A 12,491-nucleotide genomic window follows, 5' to 3' on the forward strand; every position below is an offset into this window, starting at 1 on the left:
CAGCCATCACCCACGAGGAGGTGACCTCGATGGCTACGTTCCGCACAGGACAGCAGACCCACCCACCTGTACTTCCTCAGCAGGTGGCTCTGGAATCGGAGTCAGCAGACAAGCCCCGGATCGGGTACGAAACGGGACTCCGACACCACCCCACGGTGGTACCCGGTGCGGACCATGTGCGAGGGGAGACCACCGATATCTCACCTGATGTCGGTGGCGTCACCACCCGGCCCCTGGCTGGGGAGAGGCCGCGTGAGCGGCACCCGTCCGTCTTCGTCCTGGACAAGAACCAGGTCCCGCTTCAGCCCTGTCACCCGGCCAGAGCCCGCAAGCTCCTGTCCAAGGGTCGGGCGGTCGTGGCCCGGCACACCCCCTTCACCATCCGTTTGAAGGACCGCACCATCGACACCTCCGTGGTCGATGGTGTCCAGGTCGGTATCGATCCGGGCAGCAAACACACCGGCATTGCCGTGTTCACCCACCAGGCCGGAGAGCGTCGCGGCCGGTACGGCATCCAGCTCGACCACCGTGGCGCGCAGATCCGCAAGAAGATGGGGCAACGCTCCGCCTACCGTCGGGGGCGTCGTTCTCGGAACCTGCGTCACCGCGCCCCACGCTTCGCCAACCGCTCCCGGCCCGAGGGGTGGCTGCCCCCGTCCTTGCGACATCGGGTGGAGACCACCACGGCTTGGGTGGACCGGCTGACCCGGTGGGCGCCGGTGCGGGCGGTGCATGTGGAACGGGTCGCTTTTGACACCCACGTCCTGTCCGCAGGACGGCCGTTGGAAGGGGTGGAGTACCAGCGGGGCGCCCTGCACGGTTATGAGGTTCGTGAGTACCTGCTGGCCAAGTTCGACCGTGCTTGTGTGTACTGCGGGGTCACCGATACACCACTCAACCTGGACCACGTCCACCCGCGCTCCCGTGGCGGGTCGGACCGGGTGTCCAACCTGGTGTTGGCGTGCGTGCCCTGCAACCGGACCAAAGGCGACCGGCCGGTGGGGGAGTTCGTTACCAACACGCGCCTCCTAGCGCGGATTCTGGCGCGAGCGAAGGCTCCGCTTCGGGACGCGGCGGCGGTGCAGTCCACCCGATGGGCGCTGTGGCGGGCTCTGGATCAACGTCTGCCCGCCCATGTCGGTTCGGGTGGTCGGACCAAGTGGAACCGGACCCGCAACCACCTGCCCAAAACCCACACCCTGGACGCCTTGGCCGTGGGCGAGGTCGATACCGTCACCGAGACCATCTACACCGTACTGGTCGCCGGGTGTACGGGCCGGGGCTCCTACGCCCGCACCCGGCCCGACAAGCACGGGTTCCCACGCCTGCGACTGCCCCGAACCAAGGGGTTCTTCGGGTTCACCACCGGCGATCTGGTCCGGGCCGTGGTCCCCCAGGGCAAGAAAGCCGGGGTCCACACCGGCCGGGTCGCGGTACGCGCCTCGGGCAGCTTCAACATCACCACCACCCAAGGCACCGTCCAAGGCATCCGCTACAAGCACGTGCGTCTGCTCCAACGAGCGGACGGCTACGGCTACACCTGGAAAGGAGAGGGCGTTTCCTCCCGGCCCTGAAGGACCGGGTCTCCACGCCCAACAAAACGATGATCGCGTTCCTCACCGGCCGGGTGGCCGCACGCGGCGCGGGCAGCGCCGTCATCGACGTCGGCGGGGTCGGCATGACCGTCCAGTGCACCCCCTCCGCCCTGTCCCGACTGCACGTGGGGGAGGAGGGCACCCTGGCCACCAGCATGGTCGTGCGCGAGGAGTCCCTCACCCTGTTCGGATTCGCCGACGACGACGAGAAGCACCTGTTCGAGCGGTTGCAGACCGCCTCGGGCGTGGGCCCCCGCCTGGCGTTGGCGATGCTCGCCGTGCACAGCCCCGACAGCCTCCGTCAAGCCGTCCACACCGAGGACACCGCGGCCCTGACCCGGGTCCCCGGCATCGGCAAGAAGGGTGCCCAGCGCATCGTGCTGGAACTGCGCGGCAAGCTGGAGGCGCCCATCAGCACCGACGGCACCCTGCCCGGCACGGAGCAGACCGCCGCCGCGCAGCCCAACGGCGCCTGGCGGGGACAGGTCGTCTCCGGCCTGGTCAACCTCGGCTGGTCCAGCAAGGACGCCGAGGCGGCGGCCTCCGCCGTCGCGGCCGAGGCCGAGGACACCAGCGACGTCACCGTCCTGCTGCGCAGCGCCCTGCGCAAGCTCAGCCGCGCTTAAGGCCCGAAGGAGAACCCCGTGCACGAACGCGAGGCGGTCTCACCCGAGGCCGACGTCGACGAACTCCGCATCGAGGGGGCGCTGCGCCCCCGGGTGCTGGACGAGTTCGTCGGTCAGGAACGGGTCCGCGAACAGCTGTCCCTGGTCCTGCACAGCGCGCAGCGTCGGAATCGCGCCCCCGACCACATCCTCATGTCCGGCGGTCCCGGTCTGGGCAAGACCACCCTGGCCATGATCATCGCCGCCGAACTCGGCGCCCCGTTGCGCATCAGCTCCGGGCCGGCCATCGAACGATCCGGTGACCTGGCCGCGGTGCTCTCCACCCTTCAAGAGGGCGAGGTCCTCTTCCTCGACGAGATCCACCGTATGGCCCGTCCCGCCGAGGAGATGCTCTACGTCGCCATGGAGGACTTCCGGGTCGACGTCGTGGTCGGCAAGGGTCCCGGCGCCACCGCCATCCCCCTGGACATCGCCCCGTTCACCCTGGTCGGAGCCACCACGCGGGCCGGGATGCTGCCCGCCCCGCTGCGCGACCGGTTCGGGTTCACCGCCCACATGGACTTCTACGAACCCGCCGAGCTGGAACGCATTCTGCACCGGTCGGCGGGGCTGCTCGGCGCCCCCCTGGACGAGGAGGCCGCCCGCGAGATCGCCGGGCGTTCGCGCGGTACGCCCCGGATCGCCAACCGCCTGCTGCGCCGGGTCCGCGACTACGCCGAGGTGCGCGGCGACGGGCAGCTGACCCTGGCCAACGCCCACGCCGCCCTGGAACTGTACGAGGTGGACGAGCTGGGCCTGGACCGGCTGGACCGGGCCATCCTCGACGTGCTCATGAACCGTTTCCGTGGCGGACCGGTGGGGCTGTCCACCCTGGCGGTGTCGGTGGGAGAGGAAGCCGAGACCGTGGAGGTGGTCGCCGAACCCTTCCTCGTCCGCTCCGGTTTCCTGGCCCGCACCCCCCGGGGAAGGGTCGCCACGCCGCAGGCCTGGACGCATATGGGGATCACCCCGCCGCCCGACGCCGCGTTCGGCGCCGCCCAGGCGGTGGCCGACGCCACCGGCGCCGCGGGTACCAACGGCGCCACACCCTGAAGCCCCCACCGGAGGCCCCTCTCACCTGCCGCGACGGGGCCACGGGTGGAAACGGGGCCGAACCGTTAGCGCACCGACCCCCCGGGGATGGTGAGTGGTGATCCCCGCCACGTAAACTGGGATGTATTGGCCAAGAGCGGGGCACCACCCCGTGAGGTGTCGTTTCGACATCGGCGGAACGAGTTGGCATCCTGGTGCGTTGTATACGCCGGGTGCGCATTCGGCCGCCGTGGTCGGGCGACCCGAAAGGTGGTCGTCACGGCTGTCATGAACCAACAGTCGTCGTCCACGAGAAACGTCAGGAAGGACGCCCCGTGCAGGGCCTTATCAATCTCGCAGCGGAAGCCCCCGAGGGCGAGGGCAGCATCATCGGCATGTTGCTTCCCTTCGTACTGATCCTCCTGGTCTTCTGGCTGCTGTTCTGGCGCCCGAACCAGAAGCGCCGTCAGCAGGAAACCCAGATGCAGACCTCCCTGGTCCCCGGCGTCGAGGTCATGACCAAGGCGGGCATCTTCGCCACCATCGTGGAGATCCACGACCAGGACGTGCTGCTGGAGATCGCTCCGGGTACCCGTATCCGTATGCTCAAGGCCGGCGTCGGTGAGGTCATCACCCCCGCCGCCGACGACACTCCGGTCGAGGATCGTCCCGACTTCGGCGACGACGACAAGCCCAAGGACTAGGAACCCGACGGACTGGTCTCCTCCCGCGCCGGTGGCGCATCACAGACTTCGGTACCGGCCCCGGCGAACCGGGGCCGGTACCGCTGCTCTTCGGTGACTTCAGCCGAACCCGCAACCATCTGAAACGAAGGCCCGAGCCGCCATGCCCAACGACACCGTGACGCCCGACGCGGACCTCGCCCTGATCGAGGCCAACATCCGCGACGTCCCGGACTTCCCGCACGAGGGGATCCTCTTCAAGGACATCACCCCGCTGCTCAATCATCGGGAGGCCTTCGCCGCCACGGTCGACGGGCTCTGTGCCCCCTACCGCGGACTCGGTGTCGACCATGTCGTCGGGTTGGAGGCGCGCGGCTTCATCTTCGGCGCCCCCGTGGCCATGGCGCTGGGCGCGGGCTTCGTGCCGGCGCGCAAAGCCGGGAAACTGCCCGCGGACACCATCGATCAGGCCTATGATCTGGAGTACGGCACCGCGACCGTCGAGATCCACGCCGACGCGATCGCTCCGGGCAGCCGTGTTCTCATCGTCGACGACGTGCTCGCGACGGGTGGCACGGGCAGGGCTGCGGTGGAGCTGGTCCACAAGGCTGGTGGTACGGTCGTGGGATTCTCCGTCCTGATGGAGCTCTCCGCGCTCCGAGGACGGGAGAAGCTGCCCGACGTGGAGCTGCACACCCTCCTCTCGGTCTGACCGGACGGCCTCGCGCACACGGTGGGAATAGCGCGACGGTCCTTCCTCGTTGACGTACTCCAGCACTCGGTGTGACGCATCTGGTGACCTGGGTCACTACGCGTACCATCGGGCCGCCGGAGACGCCGGCGCATGAGGGGTCCGGTCCGTTTCCCGCCCCGCCAGGGCGGGCGCCACTAGACTGGTGGGAGAGGTGACCGCGGCGGCCACGTCGGCGACTGGCCCTGATGACACGCACGCGTTCCGGAGGCAGCCGATCCTTGGACTGTCGGCTCCACCGGGCGGATCCGCGGGAGGTAGGCATGCCAAGCGAAGTGGTCTCGACCGGAGCGGTGTCCGCACGGGAGCAGGGGTCGAAGACCCCGCGGGGTTCGGAAGCCGATCGGGAGACGCCCGCCGACGAGGGACGCACCTCGCAGGGGGACACCAGCGCCGGCATGCCGGGAGAGCGTAACGACGGGGCTCGATCGAGCGCCGACGACAGACCACGGGACGAACGCCCGGAGGGCGCCGCGGAACAAGCGGCGCCCTCCGACGTATCCGGGGAGGACCCCTCCGGGCAGGGGGCCCAAGGACGGCAACCGGCCGCCACCACATCCTCCACCGTGCGAGTACGCAGAAGGCTCGCCCGACTCGGCGCCCAGCGGGGAGTGACCATGAACCCGGTGCTCGAACCACTGATCAAGACGGTGCGCGCCACTCACCCCAAGGTGGACGTCCGTCTGATCGAGCGCGCCTACGAGGTCGCCGCCCACCATCATCGCCACCAGAAACGCAAGAGCGGCGACCCCTACATCACCCACCCGCTCGCGGTGGCCACCATCCTCGCCGAACTCGGTATGCAGGAAGCCACCCTCGCCGGCGCCCTTCTGCACGACACCGTCGAGGACACCGATTACTCCCTCGACGAGCTCCGGGCCGACTTCGGTGACGAGATCGCCCTCCTGGTCGACGGCGTCACCAAACTGGACAAGGTCAAGTACGGCGAGGCCACCCAGGCCGAGACGGTCCGCAAGATGGTCGTGGCCATGGCCCGCGACATCCGCGTGCTGGTCATCAAGCTCTGCGACCGTCTGCACAACATGCGCACCCTGCGCTATCTGCCCAAGAAGGCCAAGCGCGAGAAGAAGGCCCGCGAGACCCTGGAGATCTTCGCGCCGCTCGCCCACCGCCTGGGCATGAACACCATCAAGTGGGAGTTGGAGGACCTGGCCTTCGCCACCCTCTATCCCAAGCGTTTCGACGAGATCGCCCGGCTGGTCTCCGAGCGCGCCCCCCGGCGCGACGTGTACCTGCAGGAGGTCATCGAGGCCGTCTCGGGTGATCTGCGCGAGTCCAAGCTCAAGGCGACCGTGCGCGGGCGGCCCAAGCACTACTACTCGATCTATCAGAAGATGATCGACCGCAACTGCGGCTTCGACGAGATCTACGACCTCATCGCCGTGCGGGTCCTGGTGGACAGCGTCCGGGACTGCTACGCGGCCCTGGGGACCATCCACGCGCGGTGGAACCCGGTGCCGGGCCGGTTCAAGGACTACATCGCGATGCCGAAGTTCAACATGTACCAGTCGTTGCACACGACGGTCATCGGTCCCTCCGGCAACCCGGTCGAACTCCAGATCCGCACCCGTGCCATGCACCGACGGGCCGAGTACGGCATCGCCGCACACTGGAAGTACAAGGAGGACCGCGGCTCCGCCGGTGCCGAGGCCAAACCCAAGGCCAGCACCGACATGCAGTGGCTGCGTCAGCTCATCGACTGGCAGCAGGAGACCAAGGACCCGGGCGAGTTCCTGGAGTCGCTGCGCTTCGACCTTTCCGTGCAGGAGGTGTTCGTCTTCACCCCGCAGGGCGACGTCATCTCCCTGCCACAGGGCGCCACCGCCGTCGACTTCGCCTACGCCGTGCACACCGAGGTCGGTCACCGCACCGTCGGCGCGCGCATCAACGGCCGCCTGGTGCCGTTGGAGAACGAACTGCACAACGGCGAGGCCGTGGAGGTCCTCACCTCCAAGGACCCCGACGCCGGGCCCAGCCGCGACTGGCTCAACTTCGTCAAGAGCGCCCGCGCTCGCAACAAGATCCGGCACTGGTTCACCAAGGAACGCCGTGAGGCCGCGATCGAACAGGGCAAGGAGGAGATCGCCAAGATCATGCGCAAGCAGCAGCTTCCGGTCAAGCGCCTGTTCAGCGGAGAGGCGATCATGACCCTGGCCGGAGAACTGCGCTATACCGACGTGGACGCCCTGTACGCGGCGGTGGGCGAACACCAGGTGAGCGCCCAGAGCATCGTGAGCAAGCTCGTGGACTCCTTGGGCGGGTCGGAGAGCCACACCGAGGACATCGCCGAGTCCTCCCTGCCCACCAAAGCCGCCACCACGCGCCAGCGCTCGGGCAACCCGGGCGTGGTCGTGGCGGGCGACAGTGACGTGTGGGCACGCCTGGCCAAGTGTTGTACGCCGGTACCGGGGGACGACATCGTCGGTTTCGTGACCCAGGGGCACGGGGTGTCGGTGCACCGTGCCGACTGCGCCAACGCCGCGACCCTGGACCGCGAGCGCATGGTCGACGTCGAGTGGCGGCCCACCGAGGACTCCATGTTCCTGGTGGCCCTGCACGTGGAAGCCCTGGACCGGGCCCGACTGCTGTCCGATATCACCCGGGTGCTCTCCGACCAGCACGTGAACATCTTGTCCGCCACGGTGCAGACCAGCCGCGACCGGGTGGCGCAGAGCCGTTTCACCTTCGAGATGGCCGACCCGACCCACCTGGGCAGCGTGCTGCGCACCGTCCGTGGGGTGGACGGGGTCTACGACGTCTTTCGGGTGCGCAACTGAACGGTCCCTGGGCGGCGGAAAACCGGTGGTGATCTCGGGGTCCGGTGGTTAGCGTGCGCTCGTACGCGAACCCCACCGGTGAAGGCAGGTCCCGTGTTCGAACTCCGACCTCCGCGTCCCGAGGACACCCGTGCGCTCGAACTGCTCGCCCGGCGCTCGTGGCCGGTGGGCACCCACCCCGGGGGCCTGGGCTGGCAGCTGGCCACCGAGGACATGCCCCGGCCGATGGTGGTGGCCGAACGCGACGGTGAGATCGTCGCCTGGGCCGGGATCACCGGTGTCAACGCCATCTCCGCCCATCCTAGGATCACCCTCGAAGGGGCCGTCACCGATCCCGAGGCCGGGGCCGCCCTCCTGGAGTGGGCCCTGGCGCGGACCTCGGGGGAGACCCATCTGCCGGTCTTCCACGGTGACGAGGCGCTCCGCTCCCTGGCCGAGAAGGCCGGCTTCACCCACGAGGGGGCCGCGGACACCTGGATGTACCGGGCTGCCACCGAGGAGTCGCCGACCCTGCCCGAGGGGTATGTGATCCGACCGGTCCGGGAGGGGGAGGAGGACGCCCGGGTGGAGTGCCACCGCGCCGCCTGGAAACCCGCGGACCTGTCCTGGCCGGAGAGCGTCGGTCCGGTCGACCCGAAGCTGAACAGCCGCTTCTCCCGCGCCTATTACGACGACGCCCGTGCGTCCCTGCTGTACGACCCCGAACTCGACCTCGTGGTCCAAGCCCCGGACGGCTCCTTGGCCGCCTGCTGCGTGGTGTGGTTCGACGAGTGGAGCGGTGCCTCCGAGGTCGAACCCCTGGGAGTGGTCCCCGCCCACCGCCGTCGGGGACTGGCGGCGGCCCTGGTGTTGGCGGCGTGCTCCCTGACCGCCCACCGAGGCGGGGAGCGCGTGTTCATCAACACCGCCCCGAATCCGCTGTATCCGGCCCCGGCGAAGACCTACGCGACGGTCGGTTTCGAGGAGGTCGATCGCGGCCGCCTGTACGTGCGCCGGGATCGATGAACACCACGGCCCCGGGCACCCTCGCGGGGGTGCCCGGGGCCGCTCGTGCTCGGGTCAGATCCGGATGGTCGTGGACCGCACGACGCGAAAGACCGGGTGACGCTCCGCCTCGGCCACGAACGCCTCGACCGGGGCCTCCGGGGGCGCCTCGAAGTACGGGCCCACGATCGCCGAACGCGGGTGCTCCAGGTACTCCTTCAGCGCCGCTCCGGCCTCCTCGGCGTCGACCTCGCGCACGCTCACCAGTTCGATCCAGCCGCCCTGGCGCAGGGTCGCGAACCCGTCCTTGCGGATGTTGTGGACCCAGTTCACCTCGCCGTACGGGGAGACCAGATGCCGGCCGCTCTCGCTGTCCAGCACGCTCACCGGGGTGGTGCGCAAAAACCCGGACTTGCGGCCTCGGGTGGTGAGCAGGTGCATCTCCGGCGGGCAGACCCCGTACTTGACGAAGTTGCTGACGATCGCGTCCGAGACACGGCGCAGCTTGGTCGCCTCGAACCGCTTCGTCGGTTCGTTCACCATCTTGGGCAACTCCCTCACTAGGTTGCTCCCCATTGTGGTGGCTGGAAGCACTTGTCGGCACCCGGGATACCGGCGAGATCCCGCACACGCTAACGGAACGCGGAAATCCCCGTGACCGACTGCCCGATGCTCAGCGCGTGGATGTCCTCGGTGCCCTCATAGGTGGCCACCGTCTCCAGGTTCACCATGTGCCGCATCACCGGGTACTCCAGCGTGATGCCGTTGGCGCCGTGCAGTCCACGCGCGGTCGCCGCCACCCGCTGGGCGGCGGCCACGTTCGCGAATTTGCCGAAGCTGACGTGGTTGTGGTGGCACTCGCCCAGGTCCTTGAGTCGACCGATGCGCAGGGCGGTCATGCCGGCGTGGTTGACGTCCACGACCATGTCGGCGAGCTTGCGCTGGGTGAGCTGGAAACCGGCGATGGGCCTGCCGAACTGCTCGCGGGTGAGCGAGTAGTCGCGTGCGGCCGCGTAACAGGCGCGGGCGGCGCCGGCCACACCCCACACGATGCCGTAGCGGGCCTCGTTGAGGCAGGACAATGGGGCGCCCAGTCCCTTGGATTCGGGCAGGACCGCGTCGGCGGGCAGCCGTACGTCCTCCAGGACCAGCTCGGAGGTGATGGAGGCGCGCAGGGAGAGCTTCTTGTGGATGACGTTGGTGCTGAATCCGGGGGTGTCGGTGGGCACGGCGAACCCGCGGACGCCCTCGTCGGTGGCGGCCCACACCACGGCGATGTCGGCGACCGAGCCGTTGGTGATCCACATCTTGGTGCCGTTGAGCACCCAGTCGGAGCCGTCCTTGCGGGCGCGGGTGCGCATCGAACCCGGGTCGGAACCGGAGTCGGGTTCGGTCAGGCCGAAGCAGCCGATGGCCTCGCCCGCGGCCATGCGCGGCAGCCATTCGTTCTTCTGCTCCTCGGAGCCGAACTTGTGGATCGCGGTCATGGCGAGGGAACCCTGCACGGACACGAAGCTGCGCAGCCCGGAGTCCACGGCCTCCAGTTCGCGGCAGGCCAGGCCGTAGGCGACGGCGCTGGAACCGCCGCAGCCGTAGCCCTCCAGGTGCATGCCGAGCACGCCGAGGTCACCGAGGGCCTTGGCCAGGCCGCGCGGGTCGGGCAGGGTGCCGGCCTCGAACCAGTCGGCGACGTCGGGCAGGAGTTCCGCGGCGGCGAACTCCCGCACGGCGTCGCGGATGTCGCGTTCGGTGTCGGACAGTTCGGCGTCCACCGCCAGGTAGTCGAGCGGATCGGGGGCGGCGGCCTTACGGGAGTCGCTCATGGTGGGTGTCCCTTCGTGGGTGTGGTCAGTCGACGTCGGTCTGTTGGACGGCGCCGCGATCGAGCAGTGCCTCGATCCGGTCGGGGGCCATCCCCAGTTCGGTGAGGACCTCCTGGGAGTGCTGGCCGAGCAGCGGGGGAGCGGACATGGGGACGGGGGTGTCCGCCATCCTGAAGCCCGCCCGGACCTGTTCGAGGAGTCCGGCGGTGGGGTGTTCGACGGTGCGCAGCACGTCGTCACCCGAGGCGTCGGCGGTACGCAGCGCGTCCAGCACTCCGCGCACCCGCCCCACCGGGACCCCGGCGTCGACCAGGGTGCTCATCCAGTGGTCCGCGGAACGCGAGGTCAGCGTCCGGGTGAGTTCGCCGACCAGTTCCTCGCGGTGCGCCACCCGTTCCGGGTTGGTGGCGTAGCGAGGATCCTCGGCCAGGTCGGGGCGGTCGATGGCCGCGCACAACCGCCGGTACAGGGCGTCGTTGCCGGCGGCCACGACGATCTCCGCGTCGGCGGTGGGGAACGTCTGGTAGGGCACGATGGTGGTGTGCGCGTTGCCCACCCGCTTCGGTTCCGTCCCCGTGAGCAGCGCCTGCTGGGTGAGGTTGACCAGGCCGGACAGGGTGGAGTTGACCAGCGAGACGCTGATGTCCTCGCCTCGGCCGGTGACCTTGGCCCGCATGAGCGCGCCCAGGATGCCCACGGCGGCGTTGAGGCCGGTGAGCACGTCGGTCAGCGCCACCCCCACCTTGCTGGCCGGCCCGTCGGCCGGGCCGGTGGTCGCCATCAGTCCGCTCTCGGCCTGCACCACGATGTCGAAGCCGGGCCTGTCCTGGGGCTCGTGTTCGGGCCCGAAACCGCTCACCGAGCAGTACACGACCGCCGGGTTGCGTTTGCCGATCTCCGCGTAGCCCAGGCCCAGCCGGTCGATCACCCCGGGTCGGAAGTTCTGGATCACCACGTCGGAGCCGGTGCACAGATCCTGGACCGCGGCGAGCCCCTCGGGGTCCTTCAGGTCCACGGCCAGGCTGCGCTTGTTCCGGTTCACCGACAGGAAGTAGGCGGCCTCACCGGGGGAGTGCGCCGCGCGGTGCTCTTCGGTGGGTTCGGCGTAGGGCGGTCCCCAGGAACGGGTGTCGTCGCCGCGCCCGGGTTGTTCGACCTTGATCACCTCGGCGCCCATGTCCGCCAACAACATGGTGGCGTAGGGGCCGGCCAGGACCCGGGACAGGTCGGCGATCCGCACGCCCGCCAACGGGAGCGGGGCGTGACCTTCGGTGGGTTCGGCGGGGTCCCGTGAGGGTCGCGTGGATTCGTGATCGGAAGGGGTCAAGGGTCACTCCTCGCCGTCGGGGGCACCGGGCAGCTGGTCGCCGTCGCGCAGTTGGTAGTAGGTCTCCAGGCAGCGGCGCAACGCGGTGGTGAGGGCGGCGCCCGACTGACCCGCGTACCGCGTCTGCACCCGCTGGACGATCTCCACGATGTCCTCGGTCACCGAGGCGCCCTCCACCAGGGCACGGAAGAAGTCCTTGGCCAGGTCGGTGAGCAGGGTGGTGTCCGCGGCGACGATCCGGCCGTCGGCGGTGTCCACCGCGAGCACGACGCCGAGCCGCTGGTACTGGGAATGGCTCGCCACGGAATCGGGGAGACGGGCGTAGCCGGAGATGAGGACAACCCGGGGGTTGCGGAAGAGCTGCTGAATGCGGTCGTCGCCGGGCAACGGGACACACCTCTCGTCTGCGGGCACGCGAAAACTCCTACCGACTGGAGTCTCGCGCCTGAAGGGCGACCGGGGGAAACCGGACACCCGCGACGTGAGGGCAGTTCGAAACCAGTATGTCGTCACCGTCGCGCCGCCTGTCAAGCGGGGGGTGTCCCAGACCACACGAACCGTGCGGGTGCGTCGTGCACGACCCATGTGTTACATTTCGGCACAGGTCACGAGTACCAGCGTCAAGCCCCGGCTCGCTGGTCGGCAACCCTCCTTCCGCGGTGGGGTGCCCCGGGTGAGGACCAGGTCCCGACACGACCGTGTCGGACAAGCGCGGACCCCGGAAGGCGCTGCCGTCGAACGGCGTACCCCGTGGGTCCCACGACCCACCGAAGAGGTGCCGTCATGACCACTGTCATCCCGTTCGACCCCGCCCGCCCCCGTACCCGCCAGAC

11 protein-coding genes and 1 riboswitch are annotated in these 12,491 nt (G+C 69.3%); of the genes, 7 read left to right on the forward strand and 4 right to left on the reverse strand.

The features are described from left to right. Positions 1 to 29: 29 nt before the first annotated feature. The 7 genes from iscB to BQ8420_RS11900 all read left to right on the forward strand — a co-directional run bounded on the left by iscB (position 30) and on the right by BQ8420_RS11900 (position 8,529). Positions 30 to 1,574 carry an RNA-guided endonuclease IscB gene (gene iscB, locus BQ8420_RS11870; protein WP_235006107.1) on the forward strand — a complete coding sequence of 515 codons (1,545 nt, stop codon included), beginning with the start codon at positions 30 to 32 and terminating at the stop codon, positions 1,572 to 1,574. Positions 1,575 to 1,603: 29 nt separating this feature from the next. Beyond that, positions 1,604 to 2,221, forward strand: a complete 618-nt coding sequence (gene ruvA / locus BQ8420_RS11875) for a Holliday junction branch migration protein RuvA (RefSeq protein WP_087098348.1) — start codon at positions 1,604 to 1,606, stop codon at positions 2,219 to 2,221. 18 nt (positions 2,222 to 2,239) lie between these two features. Further along, positions 2,240 to 3,313, forward strand: coding sequence for a Holliday junction branch migration DNA helicase RuvB (gene ruvB / locus BQ8420_RS11880; RefSeq protein WP_087098350.1), 1,074 nt, complete (start codon positions 2,240 to 2,242; stop codon positions 3,311 to 3,313). A 374-nt stretch (positions 3,314 to 3,687) separates the two neighbouring features. After that, a complete protein-coding gene (gene yajC / locus BQ8420_RS11885; protein WP_369825499.1) occupies positions 3,688 to 3,996 on the forward strand; it encodes a preprotein translocase subunit YajC in 309 nt (102 codons plus the stop codon). A 142-nt stretch (positions 3,997 to 4,138) separates the two neighbouring features. Then, positions 4,139 to 4,687, forward strand: coding sequence for an adenine phosphoribosyltransferase (locus BQ8420_RS11890; protein ID WP_087098353.1), 549 nt, complete (start codon positions 4,139 to 4,141; stop codon positions 4,685 to 4,687). A gap of 656 nt (positions 4,688 to 5,343) precedes the next feature. Next, a complete protein-coding gene (locus BQ8420_RS11895; RefSeq protein WP_087098371.1) occupies positions 5,344 to 7,524 on the forward strand; it encodes a bifunctional (p)ppGpp synthetase/guanosine-3',5'-bis(diphosphate) 3'-pyrophosphohydrolase in 2,181 nt (726 codons plus the stop codon). A 93-nt stretch (positions 7,525 to 7,617) separates the two neighbouring features. Further along, a complete protein-coding gene (locus tag BQ8420_RS11900; RefSeq protein ID WP_087098373.1) occupies positions 7,618 to 8,529 on the forward strand; it encodes a GNAT family N-acetyltransferase in 912 nt (303 codons plus the stop codon). 54 nt (positions 8,530 to 8,583) lie between these two features. Here the strand turns inward: BQ8420_RS11900 and BQ8420_RS11905 are convergent, their stop codons facing one another. From BQ8420_RS11905 to BQ8420_RS11920, 4 genes are all read right to left on the reverse strand, one after another. After that, complete coding sequence (locus BQ8420_RS11905; RefSeq protein WP_087098355.1) at positions 8,584 to 9,051, reverse strand: nitroreductase family deazaflavin-dependent oxidoreductase; 468 nt, start codon at positions 9,049 to 9,051, stop codon at positions 8,584 to 8,586. An 89-nt stretch (positions 9,052 to 9,140) separates the two neighbouring features. Further along, entirely contained in the window at positions 9,141 to 10,331 is a 1,191-nt protein-coding gene (locus BQ8420_RS11910; RefSeq protein WP_087098357.1) for an acyl-CoA dehydrogenase family protein, read from the reverse strand. A 25-nt stretch (positions 10,332 to 10,356) separates the two neighbouring features. Beyond that, a complete protein-coding gene (locus BQ8420_RS11915) occupies positions 10,357 to 11,658 on the reverse strand; it encodes a CaiB/BaiF CoA-transferase family protein (RefSeq protein ID WP_087098359.1) in 1,302 nt (433 codons plus the stop codon). Between the two features lie 3 nt (positions 11,659 to 11,661). Continuing rightward, entirely contained in the window at positions 11,662 to 12,045 is a 384-nt protein-coding gene (locus tag BQ8420_RS11920; protein WP_087098361.1) for a DUF3870 domain-containing protein, read from the reverse strand. Between the two features lie 216 nt (positions 12,046 to 12,261). Next, a riboswitch (SAM riboswitch) is annotated at positions 12,262 to 12,376 on the forward strand. The last annotated feature ends 115 nt before the right edge of the window (positions 12,377 to 12,491 follow it).

Source organism: Nocardiopsis sp. JB363 (genome assembly GCF_900143625.1).
GTDB lineage: Bacteria > Actinomycetota > Actinomycetes > Streptosporangiales > Streptosporangiaceae > Nocardiopsis.

Excerpts from the sequence above, each read along its gene's own strand:
- iscB (WP_235006107.1), top strand. The coding sequence starts at position 30 with ATGGCTACGTTCCGCACAGGACAGCAGACCCACCCACCTGTACTTCCT.
- ruvA (WP_087098348.1), top strand. The coding sequence starts at position 1,604 with ATGATCGCGTTCCTCACCGGCCGGGTGGCCGCACGCGGCGCGGGCAGC.
- yajC (WP_369825499.1), top strand. The coding sequence starts at position 3,688 with ATGTTGCTTCCCTTCGTACTGATCCTCCTGGTCTTCTGGCTGCTGTTC.
- BQ8420_RS11890 (WP_087098353.1), top strand. The coding sequence starts at position 4,139 with ATGCCCAACGACACCGTGACGCCCGACGCGGACCTCGCCCTGATCGAG.
- BQ8420_RS11895 (WP_087098371.1), top strand. The coding sequence starts at position 5,344 with ATGAACCCGGTGCTCGAACCACTGATCAAGACGGTGCGCGCCACTCAC.
- BQ8420_RS11905 (WP_087098355.1), bottom strand. The coding sequence starts at position 9,051 with ATGGTGAACGAACCGACGAAGCGGTTCGAGGCGACCAAGCTGCGCCGT.
- BQ8420_RS11910 (WP_087098357.1), bottom strand. The coding sequence starts at position 10,331 with ATGAGCGACTCCCGTAAGGCCGCCGCCCCCGATCCGCTCGACTACCTG.